The 19,987-nt window shown below is 69.1% G+C and carries 14 protein-coding genes and 1 tRNA gene; 4 read left to right on the top strand and 11 right to left on the bottom strand.

Features of this window, described 5'->3' with window-relative positions:
* Nucleotides 1-185 precede the first annotated feature (185 nt).
* The 8 genes from BN159_RS14930 to BN159_RS14965 all read right to left on the bottom strand — a co-directional run bounded on the left by BN159_RS14930 (nucleotide 186) and on the right by BN159_RS14965 (nucleotide 11,401).
* Nucleotides 186-1,919 carry a trypsin-like serine protease gene (locus BN159_RS14930; RefSeq protein WP_015657816.1) on the bottom strand — a complete coding sequence of 578 codons (1,734 nt, stop codon included), beginning with the start codon at nucleotides 1,917-1,919 and terminating at the stop codon, nucleotides 186-188.
* Nucleotides 1,920-2,151: 232 nt separating this feature from the next.
* Entirely contained in the window at nucleotides 2,152-4,179 is a 2,028-nt protein-coding gene (gene rho / locus BN159_RS14935; protein ID WP_015657817.1) for a transcription termination factor Rho, read from the bottom strand.
* 405 nt (nucleotides 4,180-4,584) lie between these two features.
* Nucleotides 4,585-5,502: a homoserine kinase gene (gene thrB, locus BN159_RS14940; protein ID WP_015657818.1), complete on the bottom strand. Its 918-nt coding sequence runs from the start codon at nucleotides 5,500-5,502 to the stop codon at nucleotides 4,585-4,587.
* A gap of 226 nt (nucleotides 5,503-5,728) precedes the next feature.
* Complete coding sequence (gene thrC / locus BN159_RS44800; protein WP_015657819.1) at nucleotides 5,729-6,787, bottom strand: threonine synthase; 1,059 nt, start codon at nucleotides 6,785-6,787, stop codon at nucleotides 5,729-5,731.
* Nucleotides 6,788-6,793: 6 nt separating this feature from the next.
* Nucleotides 6,794-8,086 carry a homoserine dehydrogenase gene (locus BN159_RS44805; protein ID WP_041819320.1) on the bottom strand — a complete coding sequence of 431 codons (1,293 nt, stop codon included), beginning with the start codon at nucleotides 8,084-8,086 and terminating at the stop codon, nucleotides 6,794-6,796.
* A gap of 156 nt (nucleotides 8,087-8,242) precedes the next feature.
* Complete coding sequence (lysA, locus tag BN159_RS14955; protein ID WP_015657821.1) at nucleotides 8,243-9,634, bottom strand: diaminopimelate decarboxylase; 1,392 nt, start codon at nucleotides 9,632-9,634, stop codon at nucleotides 8,243-8,245.
* 16 nt (nucleotides 9,635-9,650) lie between these two features.
* Nucleotides 9,651-10,808 (bottom strand): ArgS-related anticodon-binding protein NrtL, encoded by a 1,158-nt coding sequence (nrtL, locus tag BN159_RS14960; RefSeq protein WP_015657822.1) that lies wholly within the window; start codon nucleotides 10,806-10,808, stop codon nucleotides 9,651-9,653.
* Nucleotides 10,809-10,894: 86 nt separating this feature from the next.
* The gene (locus tag BN159_RS14965) at nucleotides 10,895-11,401 is read right to left on the bottom strand and encodes a response regulator (RefSeq protein ID WP_015657823.1); all 507 of its coding nucleotides are present in this window, start codon (nucleotides 11,399-11,401) and stop codon (nucleotides 10,895-10,897) included.
* 105 nt (nucleotides 11,402-11,506) lie between these two features.
* Between BN159_RS14965 and BN159_RS14970 the strand changes: the two genes are divergently transcribed.
* Nucleotides 11,507-11,578 (top strand) — tRNA-Arg (locus tag BN159_RS14970).
* A 295-nt stretch (nucleotides 11,579-11,873) separates the two neighbouring features.
* Here the strand turns inward: BN159_RS14970 and BN159_RS43940 are convergent.
* Nucleotides 11,874-12,548: a hypothetical protein gene (locus BN159_RS43940; protein ID WP_078598804.1), complete on the bottom strand. Its 675-nt coding sequence runs from the start codon at nucleotides 12,546-12,548 to the stop codon at nucleotides 11,874-11,876.
* A 753-nt stretch (nucleotides 12,549-13,301) separates the two neighbouring features.
* Here BN159_RS43940 and BN159_RS14975 point away from each other — a divergent pair.
* Nucleotides 13,302-14,390: an IS630 family transposase gene (locus tag BN159_RS14975; protein WP_015656046.1), complete on the top strand. Its 1,089-nt coding sequence runs from the start codon at nucleotides 13,302-13,304 to the stop codon at nucleotides 14,388-14,390.
* 498 nt (nucleotides 14,391-14,888) lie between these two features.
* Here BN159_RS14975 and BN159_RS14980 read toward each other — a convergent pair whose 3' ends face one another.
* Nucleotides 14,889-15,788: an arginase family protein gene (locus BN159_RS14980; protein ID WP_015657825.1), complete on the bottom strand. Its 900-nt coding sequence runs from the start codon at nucleotides 15,786-15,788 to the stop codon at nucleotides 14,889-14,891.
* Between the two features lie 260 nt (nucleotides 15,789-16,048).
* Here BN159_RS14980 and BN159_RS14985 point away from each other — a divergent pair, with 260 nt between their 5' ends.
* Nucleotides 16,049-17,806 (top strand): beta-ketoacyl-[acyl-carrier-protein] synthase family protein, encoded by a 1,758-nt coding sequence (locus BN159_RS14985; RefSeq protein WP_015657826.1) that lies wholly within the window; start codon nucleotides 16,049-16,051, stop codon nucleotides 17,804-17,806.
* A gap of 21 nt (nucleotides 17,807-17,827) precedes the next feature.
* Here the strand turns inward: BN159_RS14985 and ku are convergent, their stop codons facing one another.
* Nucleotides 17,828-18,856: a non-homologous end joining protein Ku gene (ku, locus tag BN159_RS14990; protein ID WP_456339976.1), complete on the bottom strand. Its 1,029-nt coding sequence runs from the start codon at nucleotides 18,854-18,856 to the stop codon at nucleotides 17,828-17,830.
* A gap of 71 nt (nucleotides 18,857-18,927) precedes the next feature.
* Between ku and ligD the strand changes: the two genes are divergently transcribed.
* Nucleotides 18,928-19,815 (top strand): non-homologous end-joining DNA ligase, encoded by an 888-nt coding sequence (gene ligD, locus BN159_RS14995; protein WP_015657828.1) that lies wholly within the window; start codon nucleotides 18,928-18,930, stop codon nucleotides 19,813-19,815.
* The last annotated feature ends 172 nt before the right edge of the window (nucleotides 19,816-19,987 follow it).

A 19,987-nucleotide genomic window follows, 5' to 3' on the forward strand; every position in this document is an offset into this window, starting at 1 on the left:
GGTCGGTTACCCCCTGCTTTCAGGGCCAGGCGTGGTCAAGAAGACCCGTACCGCACCATCGTCACTCCGCCTGGTCAGACGGCGAAACTCGGCAAAGGGTTGCACAACGCGCTGTGGCCACCCTGTGAATGAGTGGCCACAGCGCGCACGGGATCGATCCGGGCAAACGCCCGTCACCTGCGATTTCAGCCGAAGATGTCGTACTGCTTGTAATCGGTGCCGACCGAGATTCTTGTGGCGAAGATCTCGCTGGTGGCCTTCCCGGTGCCCTTGTACAGGTAGAGCGTGCCGCCCGGGGTGCGGGCCAGGACGTCGGCCTTGCCGTCACCGCTGACGTCACCGACCACGGCGACCTTGTTGTACGTCGAGCTGCTCCAGGTGCGCACCTTCACGCGGGACGAGAAGGGGGCGGAGGACTTGCCGGTGCCCTTGTAGAGGTACAGGTAGCCGTTGCTGCCCGTGCGGGCGAGCAGGTCGGCCTTGCCGTCACCGGAGAAGTCACCGTGTCCGACCAGGACGTTGTACTGGTTCCAGCCGGTGCCGGTACCGATCTGCACACGGCTCGCGAAGGTGCCGTTGCCCTGGCCCGGGTACAGCCACGCCTTCCCGGCGGAGTCCACGGACACCAGGTCGGGCAGGTAGTCGCCGGTGAGATCGCCAGGGATGACGATGCGGGTGCGGGTCCCCCAGTTGTCGGCAACCTTCGTGGTGGCCCAGGAGCCGCTCGCGGGCACCCAGTGCTTCCAGAAGACATCGCCGTCGGAGCTGCGGCGGACCAGCAGGTCCTGGTAGCCGTCGCGGTTGAGGTCGTTCTGGAGGACGAAGTTGAAGGCGCTCCAGTTGCCCCAGGACTCACGGGCGCCGAAGGAGGTGCCGGTGGAGTCCTTCTCGTAGCCGGTCTTGGTGGAGGCGTTGCGCACCCACAGGTCGGCCTTGTGGTCGAGGCTCAGGTTGGTGTCGTCGATGCGCGGGTAGGCAGCGCCGACGTACGTCCTGACCTTGGCGAAGACGCTGTAGGCACCCTTGGCGACACAGTCCTGCACGCCCCAGGAGACCACGCCCACGACGCGGTTGTTGACGACGAGCGGGCCGCCGGAGTCGCCGTTGCAGGCGGAGGTGGTGCCGCTGTCGCTGCCGCTGGCGGGGTTGCCCGCGCAGACCATGTGGCCCTTGACGAAGTCGGCGCCGTAGAAGCCGGAGCAGGTGGTGTCGGACTGCATCGGCAGGGTGGCCGTCTTCAGCGTCTCGGAGACGTCCTGGGTGGTGGAGCTGGTGCGGCCCCAGCCGTAGACCTTGGCGCTGGTGCCGGCCGCGTAGGCGGCGGTCTCGGTGGACGTCGCCATCTTGATCGGGGTGGCCTTGATGGGGTTGGCCAGGGTGAGCACCGCGATGTCGTTGTCGATCGTCCGCGAGCTGTAGGAGGGGTGGTTCCACTGCCGGTGGACCGCGGTGACGGTGCCGCCGTTCAGGTCCCCGTCGGGCAGCTGCGAGGTGCCGGTGACGATGGCCCCGTACGCCTTCCAGTTGTAGCCCTGGACGCAGTGCGCGGCGGTGAGGATCTTCGTCGGCGAGACGACGGAGCCGCCGCAGAAGAAGTAGACGCCGTTCGTCTCGTCCTGGTACCAGAGCTGGGCCATCCACGGCGCGGTGGTGATGGTCGTCGTGGTACCACCGATGATCTTCGCGTCCACCGTCGAGGAGCTGCTGTACGACGACTTCGCGGACGAGACTCCGGCGGTGTCGTCATGAGCGGCGGCCCCCAGGACGCGCTGCTCCAGCTCGGCAAGCGTGGGCGAGTCGGAGCTCGGCACGGCCGGCGGGTTCGGCGACGCGGAGGCGGCCCCCGCGGAAGAGGTCAGCAGCGCGGCACCGATGGCCGCGGCGATGCCTGCGGCAGCGACAGGCAGCGCAATCCGCATCCGACGTCTGTGCCGTCCGCCCCCGGACATGGCTGTACCCACGAATGTCCCCCCTCGGGATCACAAGTTCGAAGAGCGAGATCGTACCCCGGCCGGAAACACCAAAAGGGCCGCCCCCTTTGAACAGGGGGCGGCCCTAACGCCCTAGGGGCGCGGGGAACTGCGCGACCAGCCACGGACGGCCCGCAGCCGCCCTACAACCGGTGTTCCGTCGGCTCTCTCAGCGGAGCGCTCAGTCGCCGTTGCCAGGCGTCGGCGTCGTCTTCTGGATCTGCATCAGGAACTCGACGTTCGACTTCGTCTGCTTCATCTTGTCGAGCAGCAGCTCGATCGCCTGCTGCTGGTCGAGCGCGTGCAGCACCCGACGCAGCTTCCAGACAACCGCCAGCTCCTCGTTGCCGAGCAGGATCTCTTCCTTACGGGTACCGGACGCGTCGACGTCCACCGCCGGGAAGATGCGCTTGTCGGCGAGCTTCCGGTCGAGCTTGAGCTCCATGTTGCCGGTGCCCTTGAACTCCTCGAAGATCACCTCGTCCATGCGGGACCCGGTGTCGACAAGAGCCGTGGCCAGGATGGTGAGCGAGCCACCGTCCTCGATGTTCCGCGCCGCACCGAAGAACCGCTTCGGCGGGTACAGCGCGGTCGAGTCGACACCACCGGACAGGATGCGGCCGGAGGCGGGCGCCGCCAGGTTGTAGGCACGGCCCAGACGCGTGATGGAGTCGAGCAGCACGACGACGTCGTGACCCAGCTCCACCAGCCGCTTCGCACGCTCGATCGCGAGCTCCGCGACCGTCGTGTGGTCCTCGGCCGGGCGGTCGAAGGTCGAGGAGATGACCTCGCCCTTGACCGACCGCTGCATGTCGGTGACCTCTTCCGGACGCTCGTCGACCAGGACGACCATCAGGTGGCACTCGGGGTTGTTGTGCGTGATCGCGTTGGCGATGGCCTGCATGATCATGGTCTTGCCGGTCTTCGGCGGAGCCACGATCAGACCGCGCTGCCCCTTACCGATCGGCGACACCAGGTCGATGATGCGGGTCGTCAGCACACCCGGGTCCGTCTCCAGGCGGAGGCGGTCCTGCGGGTACAGCGGGGTCAGCTTGTTGAACTCCGGGCGGCCACGGCCGTGTTCGGGCGCCATGCCGTTGACGGAGTCCAGGCGGACCAGCGCGTTGAACTTCTCGCGGCGCTCGCCCTCCTTGGGCTGCCGCACGGCACCGGTGACGTGGTCACCCTTGCGCAGGCCGTTCTTGCGGACCTGGGCGAGGGAGACGTACACGTCGTTGGGGCCGGGCAGGTAGCCCGACGTACGGATGAAGGCGTAGTTGTCGAGGATGTCCAGGATGCCCGCGACGGGGATCAGGACGTCGTCCTCGGCGATCTGCGGCTCCTGGCCCATCTCGTCGCGGCCACGACGGCCACGGCGGTCGCGGTAGCGCCCGCGACGGCCCCGACGGCCGCCCTCGAAGTCGTCGTCGTCCTGCGGACCGGCGTTACGGTCCTGACGACCGCCGCCCTGCTGCTGGCCCTGCTGCTGACCGCGCTGGCCGCCCTGCTGGTCGTCGCCCTTACGACGGTCACCGCGGTCGCCGCGGTCACCACGGTCGCCGCGGTCACGGTCGCGGCCGCGCTCACGGCGGTCCCGGCGGCGGCCCTCGCCGTCACCGGCGTCACCCTTGGCGTCGCCCTGCGCCTGCGCGGGCGTCTCGGCCTTGGGCTCGCTCTTGGCCTCGGCGACGATGGTCTCCGGCGCGGCGGCCGCGGGGGCACCGGCCTCGGCGGTCGCACGACGGCGACGGCGCTCCGCGGGAGCCTCGTCGTTGTTCTCGCCCGCACGGGCGGTGCCGCCGGCCGGCTGGCCGGGGATCTCGATCTGCTGCTGCGCCACGGCCTTCTCGGCGGGCGCCTCGGCCTTCGCCGTCTTCTTGGCGGGCGCGTCCTCGCCGGTGCGGGCCTTGGAGGTGGCCCGGCGCTTCGGCTTGGTCTCGGTCGCGGCGTCCGCCTTGGGGGCCGCGGGGGCACCCCCAGCCTGCGCTTCCTTGATGACCTCGATCAGCTGGCTCTTGCGCATGCGCGCCGTGCCCCTGATGCCGAGGCCGGATGCGACCTGCTGAAGCTCGGCCAGCACCATGCCCTCGAGGCCGGTACCGCGGCGCCGCCGGGAGCCGGCACCGGTGGCAGGCGCGGAGGCGTCCGTGGCGGGCGCGGCAGCGGTCTCCTCGACACGTGCGCCCATCAGATCGGTGGTGTCGCTCACGAAGGGTCCTTCCCTGGAGCGGACGTCGGCCTGTCTGGCTCGGCGACCGGTTGTGCTGTCCGGCTTCGGTCCTTGTCGTGGACCGGCCGGGGCGGTGGTCCGCCAAAGCGGCGGAAGAAAATATCGGTGATGGCGCTTCTCCAAGCCGTGGCACCGAGTGTCCGTGTCAATCGGCTTGGTCGCACCGGTTCCGGAGCGTGCCCGGCGAGTCGCTCAGTGCTCGTGTACGAGGTACTGCCCGCGTACGTCGTACGGAACACAGTGCGGCTTGGGAGGCTCCCGGAAGAATGTCTGTCCCGGACGGGGACACAAAGCACCTCGCCATGGTGGGGTCGGGTGCAGACCTGAGGTTAACACTACCGGATCCAACAAATATTCCCCCTCTCAAAATCCGGCAACCGTGTGTCAGGGAGCAAGCGGCAGCACGCTCGCTCCCTGGGCGTCGAGCTCGAGCCGGTTCGCGGCCCAGCCCGCACCTGCCAGATCGGCGACCTTGTCGGCGCTGTCGTCATCGGCCAGCGCCAGCACGGTGGGTCCTGCTCCGGAGATCACCGCGGGGATCCCGTCCGCCCGCAGCCGCTCCACCAGCGCGGCGCTCTCCGGCATGGCCGGGGCGCGGTACTCCTGGTGGAGCCGGTCCTCGGTGGCGGGCAGCAGCAGCTCGGGGCGCCGGGTGAGGGCCTCGACGAGCAGGGCGGCACGGCCCGCGTTGGTGGCGGCGTCGACATGCGGCACGGAGCGCGGGAGCAGGCCGCGCGCGGTCTCGGTGAGGACCGGCTTTCCGGGCACGAAAACCACCGGAACGATGGAATCGGCAGGATCCATCCTGATCGCGCGGGCGGCGCCGGCCTCCATCCAGGAGAGCGTGAATCCGCCGAGCAGACAGGCCGCGACATTGTCGGGGTGGCCCTCGATCTCGGTGGCCAGCTCCAGCAGGGCGGCGTCGTCGAGGCGGGACTCACCGCCTATGGTCACGGCACGCGCGGCGACGATTCCGGCGCAGATGGCGGCGGAGGAGGAGCCGAGGCCACGGCCGTGCGGGATGCGGTTGGCGCAGACGATCTCCAGACCGCGCGGCTGGCCGCCCAGGAGGTCGAAGGCGGTGCGCAGGGAACGTACGAGCAGATGACTCTCGTCGCGCGGCAGCGTCTCGCTGCCCTCACCGGCGATGTCGATGTGCAGCCCGGAGTCGGCCACCCGGACGACGACGTCGTCGTAGAGCCCCAGCGACAGGCCGAGGGCGTCGAAGCCCGGACCGAGATTGGCGCTGGTGGCGGGGACGCGCACCCGGACGGCGGCGGCGCGGAAGGCTGGACCGGCCATCGCTCGATGACTCTCCTTGAGCTGCGTGATTGTCGAAGACATTCGATACGTACGTTGATGACCCCTGGGCCGTGGAAACGGCGCGGCGCCCCACCGGATGCTCGGGCATATGCGGCGGGCGGGTTCAGTACAGCCTATCGAAGGAAGGTTCTGTGGCGACATAGGGCGCACAGGAGGCGCACGATGCGTGTCGTAAGCCCCCCGTGCACCCCCCGTGCCGCGCTGATCAGGCCAGACCCAGCCGCTCGGCCGCGGTGGCCGCGTCGACGGGGACGGTGACGGGCTGCGGGGCGCCCGCGACGGCCCAGTCGGGGTCCTTCAGGCCGTTGCCGGTGACGGTGCACACGATCTTCTGGCCCGGGTCGACCTTGCCCTGCTCGGCGGCCTTCAGCAGACCGGCGACGGACGCGGCGGACGCCGGCTCCACGAAAACACCCTCCTGAGCGGCCAACAGCCGGTAGGCGCGCAGGATCTCACGGTCCGTCACCTCGTCGATGAGGCCGCCGGACTCGTCCCGGGCCGCGAGTGCGAACTGCCACGAGGCGGGGTTGCCGATCCGGATCGCGGTGGCGATCGTCGAGGGGTCCTTGACGACCTCCCCGCGCACGATGGGCGCGGACCCGGACGCCTGGAAGCCCCACATGCGCGGGGTCTTCGCGGCGATGCCGTCGGCGGCGTACTCGCGGTACCCCTTCCAGTACGCGGTGATGTTGCCCGCGTTGCCGACCGGCAGGACGTGGATGTCGGGGGCGTCCCCGAGCATGTCCACGATCTCGAACGCGGCCGTCTTCTGGCCCTCGATACGTACCGGGTTGACCGAATTGACCAGCGCCACGGGGTAGTTGTCGCTGAGCGCGCGGGCGAGGTCGAGGCAGTCGTCGAAGTTGCCGTCGACCTGGAGGATCTTCGCGCCGTGCACCAGGGCCTGGCCCATCTTGCCGAGCGCGATCTTGCCCTGCGGGACCAGGACGGCCGACACCATGCCCGCGCGTACGGCATAAGCGGCCGCGGAGGCCGAGGTGTTGCCGGTGGAGGCGCAGATGACCGCCTTCGCGCCCTCCTCCTTGGCCTTGGTGATGGCCATGGTCATTCCGCGGTCCTTGAAGGAACCGGTCGGGTTCGCGCCTTCCACCTTCAGGTGGACCTCGCAGCCCGTGCGCTCGGAGAGCACCTGCGCGGGCACGAGGGGCGTGCCGCCCTCGCGCAGCGTCACGACCGGCGTGGTGTCGGATACCGGCAGCCGGTCCCGGTATTCCTCGATGATTCCGCGCCACTGGTGGGTCATTGCTGGTTACTCTCCTTCAACCCGCATGATGCTGGCGACACCGCGCACGGTGTCGAGCTTGCGCAGCGCCTCGACGGTGCCGCCGAGGGCCGCGTCGGACGCACGGTGGGTCACGACGACGAGGGACGCCTCGCCGTCCTTGCCCTGCTGCCGAACCGTATCGATCGAGACTCCGTGCTCGGCGAACACGGTCGCCACCTGGGCGAGAACACCCGGTTTGTCGGCGACGTCGAGGCTGATGTGATAGCGCGTGACGACGTCACCCATGCCGGACACGGGCAGCGCCGCATACGCGGACTCGCCGGGTCCGGTGGTGCCGCTGAGCCGGTTGCGGCAGACGGCGACGAGGTCGCCGAGGACGGCGGAGGCGGTCGGGGAGCCGCCCGCGCCGGGGCCGTAGAACATGAGCTGGCCGGAGGCGTCGGACTCGACGAAGACGGCGTTGTACGCGCCGCGCACGGAGGCGAGCGGGTGGGTCAGCGGAATCATCGCGGGGTGCACGCGCGCGGTGACCGACTGGCCGTCCTCGGCCCGCTCGCAGATGGCGAGGAGCTTGATGGTGCAGCCCATCTCCTTGGCGGAGGCGAAGTCGGCGGCGGTGACCTCGGTCATGCCCTCGCGGTAGACGTCATCGAGACGCACACGCGTGTGGAAGGCGATCCCGGCGAGGATGGCGGCCTTGGCGGCTGCGTCGAAGCCCTCGACGTCGGCGGTCGGGTCGGCCTCGGCGTACCCCAGGGCGGTGGCCTCGTCGAGGGCTTCCTGATACCCGGCCCCGGTCGAATCCATCTTGTCGAGGATGAAATTGGTGGTGCCGTTGACGATGCCGAGCACGCGGTTGACCTTGTCGCCGGCGAGGGACTCGCGCAGCGGGCGGATCAGCGGGATGGCACCGGCGACGGCGGCCTCGTAATAGAGGTCCTTGTTGTTGGCCTCGGCGGCGGCGTGCAGATCGGTGCCGTCCTGGGCGAGGAGGGCCTTGTTGGCGGAGACGACGGACGCGCCGTGCTCGAAGGCGGTGGTGATGAGCGAGCGGGCGGGCTCGATACCGCCGATGACCTCGACGACCACGTCGATGTCGCCGCGTTTGACGAGGGCGGTGGCGTCGGTGGTGATCAGCTCGCGCGGGATGCCCTCCCGCACCTTGTCGGGCCGCCGCACGGCCACGCCGGCGAGCTCGATGGGGGCACCGATACGGGCGGCGAGGTCGTCGGCGTGCGTCGTCATGATGCGCGCCACCTCTGAGCCGACCACTCCACAGCCCAGCAGCGCCACCTTCAGCGGACGCGTACGCATCATCCGACCTCGTTTCCTTTACCTTCTACGGTTGGTCCAGTCTCACTCACCGGACCGGAGTTTCTATCCATAGTCCGGATCGTGAGACGTCTATTTCATTATGTTGGCGGGTGGAGACGGGAAGATCTTCCGCCGCCCTCTGTGGGCTGTGGACATTGCTCAGCCGACGTCGAGACGCAGGAGGTCCTCCTCGGTCTCCCGGCGGACGATCACCCGGGCCTCGCCCTCATGCACGGCGACGACGGGCGGCCGGAGCACATGGTTGTAGTTGCTGGCCATGGACCGGCAGTAGGCGCCGGTCGCCGGTACGGCGATCAGGTCACCCGGCGCCAGGTCCGCGGGCAGGAACGCGTCCTTCACCACGATGTCCCCACTCTCGCAGTGCTTGCCGACGACGCGGGCGAGCATCGGCTCGGCGTCGGAGGTGCGGGAGACGAGGGCGACGCTGTACTCGGCGTCGTAGAGCGCGGTGCGGATGTTGTCGGACATGCCGCCGTCGACGGAGACGTAGGTTCGGATGTGGTCGAGCGGCTTGATGGTGCCGACCTCGTAGAGCGTGAAGGCGGTGGGCCCGACGATGGCGCGCCCCGGCTCGACGGAGATCCGCGGGGTCCGCAGCTTGGCGGCCTCGCACTCACGGGTGACGATCTCGGTGAGCGCCTTGGCGATCTCGTGGGGCTCACGGGGATCGTCGTCGCTGGTGTAAGCGATGCCAAGCCCACCCCCAAGGTCGATCTCGGGAAGCTCGACCCCGTGCTCATCACGAATGTCCTTGAGCAACCCGACGACCCGATGCGCGGCGACCTCGAACCCACTCATGTCGAAGATCTGCGAGCCGATGTGGGAGTGGATGCCGATCAGCTCGAGCCCGTCGAGCTGAAGCGCCCTCCGTACGGCCTCCGCGGCCTGCCCCCCGGCCAGCGGAATACCGAACTTCTGGTCCTCGTGGGCGGTGGCGATGAACTCGTGCGTATGGGCCTCGACGCCGACGGTGATGCGGATCTGCACGCGCTGCCGCTTGCCGAGTTCGCGCGCGATGTGGGCGACGCGGACGATCTCCTGGAAGGAGTCGAGAACGATCCGCCCGACGCCGTTCTCGATCGCCCGGGTGATCTCCGCCTCGGACTTGTTGTTGCCGTGGAAGGCGATGCGGTCGGCGGGCATCCCGGCGGAGAGGGCGGTGGCGAGCTCACCGCCGGAGCACACGTCGAGGTTGAGCCCCTCCTCGTGCAGCCACCGCACGACGGCGCGGGAGAGGAAGGCCTTGCCCGCGTAGAAGACATCGGCGTCGGTACCGAAGGCGGTGCGCCAGGCGCGGGCACGGGAGCGGAAGTCGGCCTCGTCGATGACGTAGGCGGGGGTGCCGTACTCCTCGGCGAGCCGGTTCACGTCGATGCCGCCGACGGTGACTGTTCCTTCGGCGTCACGGCCGACGGTCTGGGCCCACACCTTGGGGTCGAGGGCGTTCAGGTCCGCCGGCGGGGCGGAGTAGTGCCCCTCGGGCAGAACATCGGCGTGGCGGGGCCCGGCGGGGTGTGCGGAACGGCTCATGACTCTTGTGGCTTCCTCAGAGGTGTTCGGGTGCGTCGATGCCGAGCAGGGACAGGCCACCGGCCAGCACCGCCCCGGCGGCTTCGGCGAGCGCGAGCCGGGCACGGTGGGCGGCCAAGGGTTTCTCCGCGCCACGCGGCAGCACGGCAGGCAGGAACGCGAGGGCGGCATCGGCGACGGTGACGAGGTGCCGGGCGAGGCGGTCGGGGGCGCGGTGCTCGGCGGAGGCGGCGAGGATGCGGGGGTGGTCGGCGAGGGCGGAGGTCAGGGCCTGGGCCTGGGCCTGGGCCTCGGGAGTGGGTCCCGGGTCGCCCGGGTCGCCCGGGTCGGAGGTGAAGCCGAGGGCGGAGGTGCCCGGTTGGGCCGCTGGGGGACGGGCGTCGCGAGTGGACCCCGGGTCGCCCGGTTCGGAGGTGAAGCCGAGGGCGGTGGCGTTGCGGGTGAGGGCGCGGGTGCGGGCGTGGGCGTAACGGACCCGGAAGAGGGGGTTGGCCTCGCGCTGGACGAGGTGTTCGCCGTCGATGCGGGGCCGGTCGTGGGCGGCGGGGTGGAGCAGCGCCCAGCGGGCGGCGTCGCGTCCGAGCGGCAGCGGATCGGAGGGTGCCGGAACGGGTCGTACGTTGACGTCGAGCGGCGCGGGGGCGCCGGGCCGCCCGGAGGCGTCGACGCGCACACCGAGCACGCCCACCCACCCCTCCTCGGGCGAAGCCACGCAACTGGTCCGGACTCGGGCCGCCTGCGACCGCAGCAGCCGAGCGACGACGTCCATGACGACCACGGCGCGCACCTCGTGCGGACAGTGCAGCTGCACGACCTGCCCACTCAGCCGGTCCGAGAACCCGTACCGCGCCCCGAGCCGCAGGATCTCCTCGACAAGCGCAGCGGTCCCGGCGCCCCGCAGACTGAAGTTGATGAATCCGGGCCCCGTGACGACGACGTCGGCGACCCCGTCCTCCCCCACGAGATGCGGCCGCAGGATCTCGGCGACGCGCAGAGGTGTCTGCCCCGCCGGGCGGGCGAGCTGGAGGGCGACGTTGGTGGCGTAGTCCCCACAGCCACCGGGCCCGGGAACGGTCACCAGCACCCGCTCCGGCACGGCCACGCGCAGTTCCCCCTGATCGACAGCACGACGCACCGCGCGCAGCACGGTACGGGAGAGCTCGACGGGGGTCACGGGACCAGCGTATGGGAGAAGGGGGGTGGGTAAGCGAGCGGGTTTGGACGATCGTCCGGGATATGGACGATCACCGGAGCCGCATGTCAGCCCACACCACCGTCCCTGCCGCCGGCACCGGCACTGGCACCGGTCGGAGGCTGCGCACCGAGGGCACCCCCGAGCTTGCCCTTCCGCTCCATCAACTTCCGCACCAGGCTGACGAGTTCGGAGGGCTCGAAGGGCTTGGCGAGGAAGGCGTCGACGCCGACATCGAGGCCGCTGTCCACCTCGTACTGCGTACAGGCGCTGACGATGGCGAGAGGCAGGTCACGGGTCCGGGGATCGGCACGCAGGCGCGCGGCGGTGCGGAGGCCGTCCAGCCGGGGCATGACGACGTCCAGGGTGACGACGTCCGGACGGACCTGATGAACCACATCCAGACACTCGGCACCATCGGCCGCGGTCACGACCTCGATGCCCTCCAGCTCGAGGTTGACCCTGATCAGCTGCCGGATGACCTTGTTGTCGTCCACAACAAGCACCCGGCCCGACGCGCCTGGCACAAGTCGAGAGTAGGTCCGGACCGGCCACCGCGTCCGGGTTTTGCCCACTTCCACCCCCTGCGGACGACCCCATCCCCGGAAAACGCGTTCATGAACACCCCACCGATGCTGGTAGGGTTCTACCCGTCGCCGCCAAGCAAGGCGCCCGACAAAGCCCCCGTAGCTCAGGGGATAGAGCAACGGCCTCCGGAGCCGTGTGCGCAGGTTCGAATCCTGCCGGGGGCACTCGCCAGATCACCTACGAAGTTTCGTACCTGGCCTGTGCGGATGCCGACAGAAGAGGGCGGGAGCCAGTCTCACTGACTCCCGTCCTCTCTCGTTGTCGCGCACAGTTCGCGTGTGAGGAGCGTGAGGGCCAGCAGCCGATGCCTGCCCGCTGCGTGCGCGCGGAACCACAGCCGCCGGGATCTCCGTGGCGGCGAGCCGAGCCAGCAACCGGTCGCGCTGGCGGTCAGATCCAAACCACCGGCGGTAAGAGGGTCGTACGAGCGCGTACCACCACTGCCGCCAGCCGGGGCCTTCAGTCTGTCTCTCTGACGTAGCAGTGGGAGTATTTACCGGAGGACGTGAACTTGGGCAGGTCATTTCGGAAGAAGTAGATTCCCCGATCGTCTCCCGCACTCATTTCATCGACTGCCTTCTTTGACACAATCAGGCAGAAATTCTCAGCCAACGGCTTGCGGCTCCCGGACCGACCCAACTGAATGTACCCCTCATATCGGCCCGGCTGGAGCGCCCAGCTGTCGTCTCGGAATTGAAACATTGGCTGCTGCGGTTTGTCCTGACTGACGAGGAATGGCGCTGGGTCGCCAGACCATTCGATCCTGATCTCGTCGGACTCAAAATCAAAATACGGCGTACCATTGCTCTGCCAGTAGAAATTTGGCCTCTTTGACGAAGAACTCGCGCCGACAGGTTTAATTCGCAAACGCGCGTCACTGATCACCTCGACATCTTGCGACTTAAACCTGGTGGACACTGTCGGCTGAAAGTAGATCAAGGTTCCTTGGCCTGCTGGCCCAATTCGCATGAGATGCGGAAGCGTCACATCAAGTCTCGGCTTCTGTTGAAGCTCAGCCCAGTTGTAGAGCGAAAGAGCCAGGGCGGCGAGAGCGGCAGCTGTAGCTGCCCACTTGTGGATAGCGTCGTACCAGACTCTTCGGCGCGCCGATGCCACCTCGCCACCATCTGCCATGTTCTTAGCCTGACCCTGAACCGAAGGTCTCAGCCCGTAGTGCTACTCCATATGGCCAACGGAACGAACACTTGGCCAGCGCGCCGATGCCAGCGCGTCGCATCGAGGCGAACCGAGTTGCCCCGCCTGTCCACAACGGGCGGGGCAACGAAAGCGTCACAGAACAACCTGCGCCATCGCTTATCGGCGCTGCCGCTCGTCCAGGGGGTCAGGGCACCCAGCCCATGGCCATCTCGATCCTCCCGTTGTTCTCTGCCTCGCTGTCGTCGACTACTCCCGCATAGCGGCGGTGGATCACCTCTGGGGAGTTGCCCGCAGGCCGGGCTGCTTCAGCCACAGGGAGTCCCGCGCGGAGCCAGTTCGTAATGCACGTGGCTCGCAGGTCGTACGGCTTCCGAGCGAGGGGCGAAGCAACCTTGTCCGGCGGGAGCGCAAACGGTCGGGCTTCCTGCCACACCCTCCAGTAGCTCGAGGTCCCGAGCAAGCCGCCACGCTCGTCGGGAAGAGCCGCCCACCCTTGGCCGTCCCGAATTCCGTCCGATGTGCCCGGAGCATCGCCACGAGTACGGGGGGAATCGGTACGGGCCAGTCGCTGCCAGGCTCCCGTGACTTCAGCCCCCGCGTGTCGGTCCAATTCTTTCCCGCGACAGGACGCGTCTCGCGAAGAGTGAGAGTTCCCCACTCTTTCTCGGGAAGGTGGCAGACCGCTAGTGTCCTGAGTCGTTAGTTCGCTTGCGGTTGTAGGGTGGGGCGGTGCCTGGTCCGAAGCCGTTGCCGCTGGAACTGTCCGATCACGAACGCCGGGTGCTGCGGGGTTGGTTGCGCAAACAGACCGCCTCGCAGGCGCTGGTGTTGCGGTCGAGGGTCGTGCTGGCGTGCGCGGAGGGCATGTCGAACGCGCGGGTCGCGGATGACCTGGGTGTCTCGCGGGAGACGGTGCGCAAGTGGCGGTCCCGGTTCGCCGCGGACCGGCTGGAGGGTCTGGTGGACCGGCCGCGTCCGGGGCCGCCGCGGAAGATCACGGACGAGCAGGTCGAAGCTCTGGTCGCCAGGACGCTCGGCCAGGCGCCGCCGACGGGTGATTCGCACTGGTCGACGCGTTCGATGGCCGATGCCGCGGGCATGTCGCAGTCGGCTGTCTCGCGGATCTGGCGGGCGTTCGGCCTCAAACCGCACATCGTGGAGACCTGGAAACTGTCGACCGACCCGCAGTTCGTGACCAAGGTCCGCGACGTGGTGGGCATTTACCTGTCCCCGCCGGAGAACGCCCTGGTTCTGGCGGTCGACGAGAAGTCGCAGATACAGGCCTTGGACCGGACCCAGCCAGTGCTGCCGATGGCGCCGACCACGCCGGCGAGGATGACGCACGACTACGTCCGGCATGGCACAACCAGCTTGTTCGCCGCCCTGGACATCGCCTCTGGCTCGGTCATCGCCCAGCACTACCGCCGCCACCGCCACCAGGAGTTCCTTCGCTTCCTGAAGGTCATCGACGCGGCCGTTCCCAAGCACCTCGAACTCCACCTGATCCTGGACAACTACGCCACCCACAAGACCGAGCCGGTCAAGAAGTGGCTGCTTCGGCATCCCCGCTTCCATCTGCACTTCACTCCCACCTCGGCGTCCTGGCTCAACCTCGTCGAGCGCTGGTTCGCGGAGCTGACCTGCCGCAAACTCCGCCGCTCGGCCCACCGCAGCGTCGTCGAACTGGAACGGGACATCCGCGGCTGGATCAACGAGTGGAACAAGAGCCCCAAGCCGTTCGTCTGGACGAAGACCGCCGACGACATCCTCGACACTCTTGCCGCGTACTGCACACGAATTAACGACTCAGGACACTAGTTGGAGCCCGACCACTTCCGTCGGTCGCATTGCGGCATAGAGGACGCTCCCAAAGAACGCGACAAGGCGTCTGCCACGGTTTCGATGCACCGATCCGACGTAGGAGACGGCGGTGAGGAGTTGCCACCCCTGTATTTCATTGACCAGGACTCGCGGGTACACGCCACCCGCTGGCCTTCTCCAGTTACCGGAGGCCATAAGGACGGGCAGCCAGCGGCGACGCCACCACGGCCAGCACCCGCGCTTGTGCCACAGCGGCTTCCGCAGCATCTCCCGTTGAATGTACGGGCGAGGGTGCGGCGCCAGCGCGGCGCCGGGGTGGTCAGGCGGCAAGCCTCCATGACCGAGGCGTAGCACCAGCCCGACCACGACCGAGGCGGTAGAGGTGTCGACGGGGATCTGACGCATGTGCTGAAGTTCGCGCGGGCGTTGCAGCGCTCAACTGATGCGCACCAGATGCTCAACACCTCGCTCGCACAGTATTCGGGCCCGAGTCGTTCACTGTGTGATCGCCCTCGCCGAGAGAGCCCCTCGGAGGCACTCCGTGAAGCGGGTGGTGATCGTGCCTGTGGGGTCCAGGTGGGGGTTGAAGATCGTGACGTCCAGGCCCCGGCAGCGGTCGTCGGTGAGGGCCGCGGTCAGTACGTGGTCGAGCTCCGGCCAGGTCAGGCCGTCGGGTTGGCGGTAGTCGACGGCCGGCATGACGTTGTCGTGCAGGACGTCGGCGTCCAGGTGGGTCCAGTAGGCGGCGGGGAGGGCGGTTAGGGCCTGGTGCGTTGCCGCTTCGATGCCCAGTTCGCGGATTGTCGACAGGTTCAGTGTGTGCATGGCCTCGGGCAGGGGCTGCATGCCTGCCCGGGAGGATTCCGCCTCGTCCCGGAACGCGAAAGCCACCACGTCCTCGTCCCGCACCAACGGGGCGCGGCCTTCCAGGTCCGTGAGGGTGGCGGGGCCTCTGCCCGTGGCGAGGGCCAGTTCCATCGAGGCTGCCTCGCCCCTCGGCTCGGCTGACGGCTGGTAGAAGTCGGTGTGGCCGTCCAGGAACAGGAGTCCGGGGCGGCCTCGGCGGCGCAGGGCGAGGAGGTTGCCCAGCAGGATGGTGCAGTCCCCGCCGAGGACGAGCGGGAAGAGGTCCTGGTCCAGGGCGGATTCCACGGCGTCCGCGAGGGTGAGTGAGTAGCGCGCGATGGCTGTCGGGTTGAGTACGGCCGTATCCGGGTCGCGTGCCTCGTCGTATTCCGGAGGGTCCAGCCTCTCTTCGCTCGCCACCCTGAAGCCGTCCAGCAGGCCCGCTCCGCGCAGTGCCCTCGGCAGGTCCGACACGCCGCCCGGCCGTAGGCCGAGTACCGACGGTGCCTCGATGATCGCCAAGCTCTGCGGGTTCGGCGGATTCTGCATGGGCCGGTGTCCTCTCCGACTACGTGTGACGTGACAGTTCGTCATGTGCTGCCGTGACGTTTCCCACATCGCCTTCGAGGGCCGTTCGGACAACTCGGGCCGGATCAGGGGATGTTGGGGTGCCGGGACTTCTCGTATTCGTTTGCAGAAGGCAAAGGGAAGGGAAGGTTATTCATTCAACTATGGCCTCCGGCGGCCGTATCCAGTTCACTCGGACAAGTCCGGCAAAAGAACTCGGGTCACAGGAAGCCTGTACAGACATGCACCAAGTTCCCATACGTCCGCACTCCGTCAGCGTCGCCGAGGTGATTCCCGGCGATCTGGTCGCCCTGTCGGGCGAAGACGTCGTCCAGCAGCGGTGGTTCGTCGTGATGCACACGCTGCCCGAGTCCCCCGAGTCGATCCGGGTCGTCCTGCGGCCGCCGCTCGGCGGCCTGGACCGGGAGGAACTCCTCGCCCGGGAGCGGGAGGTGACGGTCGGGTGTCGGCGGCTGGATGTGACCGAGGTGCCGCTGGTGTCGTCGGTGCCGCTGGACGGCGTCGAGTTCCGGGACGGCGACCGGGTCACCTCACTGCGGGCTGTCGATCCGCTCGCCGATGAGGTGACGTACGTGCGGCGGTGGGGGGTGTGGCACCGGGATCTCGACACGGACGGGGGCGAGGCGGTCGCGGACGACGACGTGCGGCTGTGGGCCCGTGACGCCGGTCGGGACGGGTTCGTCGTACGGCATCACGCGCGGCCGGAGTCGTCGGCCGCGGTGGGGTTCCGGGGGCGGCGGGTCGTCGTGACCGGGCTCGGGGCCGTGTCGCCGCTCGGTGTCGGGGTCGGGGAGTTGTGGCAGGGGCTGCTCGAAGGGCGGCACGGGATACGGGAGTTGGACGGGAGGGAGTTCGCGGAGCTGCCCGTGCGGGTGGCGGGGGTGGTGCCCGTGGACCCCGCTGAGCTGTTGCCGCGGGCTGCCGCTCGGCGGATGAACCGGGCCGCGCAGTTCGCCGTACTCGCCGCTCGGGAGGCGTGGGCGGACGCCGGATTCGTGGCGGGCGGGACCCTGGAGAGCGGGGTCGATCCGGAGCGGGTCGGGGTGAGCCTGGGGGCGATTCTCGGGGACGCGTCCGTACTGGTCGGCGGGGACCGGAAGTTGCGGGAGAAGGGGCCGCGGGGGGTGTCACCGCTCACCACGCCGATGACGGTGCCGTCGCAGGCCGCCTCGCAGGTCTCGCTCGATCTGCACATCACCGGTGAGGCGCGGACCGTCACCAGCGCGTGTGCCTCCGGCACCGAGGCGATCGGGGAGGCCATCGACCGCATTCGGTACGGCCGTGTCGACGTCGCCCTGGCGGGCGGTGCGGAGGCTGTTGTGACGCCGGCCATCATGGCGTCCTTCGCGTCCATGCGGGCCTTGGCCTCCGGTGGAGTCGACGACGGGTCGCCTTCTCGGCCCTTCGGCAAGGGGCGGGACGGGTTCGTGAACGGGGAGGGGGCGGGGGTGCTCCTCCTTGAGGCCGAGGAGCATGCGCTGGCCCGGGGTGCGCGAATCTACTGCGAGGCCGCGGGATGGGGACTGTCCGCCGACGCGCATCACATGGCCGCGCCCGATCCCTCCGGGACCGGGGTCGCACTCGCCCTGCGGCGGGCCGTGCGGGACGCCGGGGGGCACATGGTGGACGTCGTGCACATCAACGCGCACGCCACGGCCACGGTGGAGGGCGATCTCGCGGAGGCCGAGGCGGTGCGGGCGGTGTTCGGGGAGCGCCCTGTTCCGGTCACCGGGCTGAAGGGGCACCTCGGGCATCTCCAGGGCGCCGCGGGCGGGGTGGAGGCCGTCGCCGCCGCGCTGACGCTGCATCACGGGGTGGTGCCGCCGACCGTGGGAAGTGGCGAGGTCGACGGGGCGATGGGGCTGGACGTGGTGGTGGGGGCGCCGCGGGAGCTGCCTTCTCGTGGGGATCTGGTGCTGAGCAACTCGTTCGGGTTCGGTGGGCACAACGCGGTGCTGGCGCTGCGGAGGGCGGGCTGAGACCGGAGCACGGCAGGGGAGTCACGCCGTACGTTTGCGAGACGTCGTCTTCTTCGCGGGTGTCTTCTTTGCCGTGCTCTTCGCCGACGACGCCGACTTCGAGGTGGCCGACTTCGAGGAAGCCGCCTTCTTGGCGGTCCCCGTCGACTTCTTCGCGGAAGCCGTCGTCTTCTTCGCCGCCGTCTTCTTCGCGGTCGACTTCTTCCCCGTCGTCTGCTTCGGAGTCGCCCGGGAGGTCTTGCGGGGCAGTTCGGTGACCTCCGCCGGTTCCTCGCCCCGGGACTCCTTGGCCGCCCGGACGCTCTTCTCCAGCGCCGCCATCAGATCCAGGACCTTGCCGCCCTCGGCCGGTTCCGGGGACACGGGTGGGGTCTCGCCGGCCGCCTTCGCCGCGATGACCTCCTCCACCGCTTCCCGGTACTCGTCATGGAGGTCTTCGAGGTCCACCTCGCCCAGCGTGTCCATCAGGGCGTCCGCGAGGTCCAGTTCCTTGTCGCGGACGGTCACGTCCACGTCGGGCGCCACGCCCTCGGGGGCCCGGACCTCGTCCGGCCAGAGCAGGCCGTGCATCGCGATCGCCTCCCCCACCACCCGGAGCATGCCGAGGCGTTCCCGGCCCCGCAGCGCGAACTTGGCGATGGCCACCTTGTTGCTGCGCTTCAGGGCCTCGCGCAGCAGGGTGTACGGCTTCGCCGCCGGGGCGCCGCTCGCGGCCAGGTAGTACGCCGCGTCCATCTGGAGCGGGTCGATGCTGTCCGCCGGGACGAAGGCCACGATCTCGATCGTCTTCGCGGTCGGGAGGGGCAGCTGGGCCAGGTCCTCGTCCGTGATCGGGACGATCGTGCCGTCCGCGTCCTCGTACCCCTTGCCGATCTCCGACTGGGTGACCTCCCGGTCCTCCAGCTCGCAGAACTTCCGGTACCGGATGCGCCCGCCGTCCTCCGTATGGATCTGCCGGAAGGAGATCGAATGGCTCTCGGTCGCGTTCACCACCTTGATCGGGATGCTGACCAGACCGAACGAGATGGCGCCGTTCCATATGGATCGCACGTGCAGCACCCTTCATCCGGTTTGGACTAGTTCGCGGCAGCTTCATCCCATTTCCATGGGATTCTCATCGTATGACGCCGATCACAGAGGTGGAGGGGCGACGGCTCGCGCTCAGCAACCTGGAGAAGGTGCTGTACCCGGCGACCGGCTTCACCAAGGGCGAGGTGCTGCACTACTACGCCACCGCCGCCGACGTACTGCTGCCCCATCTGCGTGACCGGCCGGTCTCCTTCCTGCGCTACCCGGACGGGCCGGACGGACAGGTCTTCTTCACCAAGAACGTGCCGCCCGGTACACCCGACTGGGTCACCACCGCCGAGGTCCCCCGTTCGGAGGGGCCCGCCCGGATGGTGCTCGTCCAGGACCTCCCGAGCCTGATGTGGGCGGCGAACCTGGTCGCCGAGTTCCACACCCACCAGTGGGTCGCCCAGGCGCCCGGCGCCGCCGACCGGCTCGTCTTCGACCTCGACCCGGGTTCCCCGGCGACCGTCGTGGAGTGCTGCGAGGTCGCCCTGTGGCTGCGCGAGCGGCTCGCCGCGGACGGGATCGAGGCGTACGCCAAGACGTCCGGGTCCAAGGGGCTGCATCTGCTCGCAGCGGTCCGGGGTTCCCCCTCCGACGAGGTGTCCGAGTACGCCAAGGGGCTCGCCGTGGAGGCCGAGAAGGCCATGCCGCGGCTGGTGCTGCACCGGATGACGCGCAGCCTGCGGCCGGGGAAGGTCTTCGTCGACTGGAGCCAGAACGCCGCCCGGAAGACGACGGCCACGCCCTACACCCTCCGCGCCCGCCCCGAGCCCTGGGTCTCCGCGCCCGTCACCTGGGCCGAGGTCGAGGAGTGCCGCTCCCCCACCCAGCTGGCCTTCACCGCACCGGACGTGGCCCCGCGCATCCAGGACTACGGCGATCTGCTGGCGCCGCTCTTCGCCCAGGACCGGGCGGGGACGCTGCCGCGAAGCTGACCGCCCTTCGTCAACCAGGCAACGCCCCTACCCGGCCGCTGACCACCCCGCCAACCGGGCAGGAACCCTGCCCGGCCGCTGACCACCCCGCCAACCGGGCAGGAACCCTGCCCGGCCGCCAACCACCTCCGCCAACCGGGCGGGGTCGCGCCCCAGAGCTGACCGCCCCACC

Origin of the sequence: Streptomyces davaonensis JCM 4913 (assembly GCF_000349325.1) — a bacterium.
GTDB lineage: Bacteria > Actinomycetota > Actinomycetes > Streptomycetales > Streptomycetaceae > Streptomyces > Streptomyces davaonensis.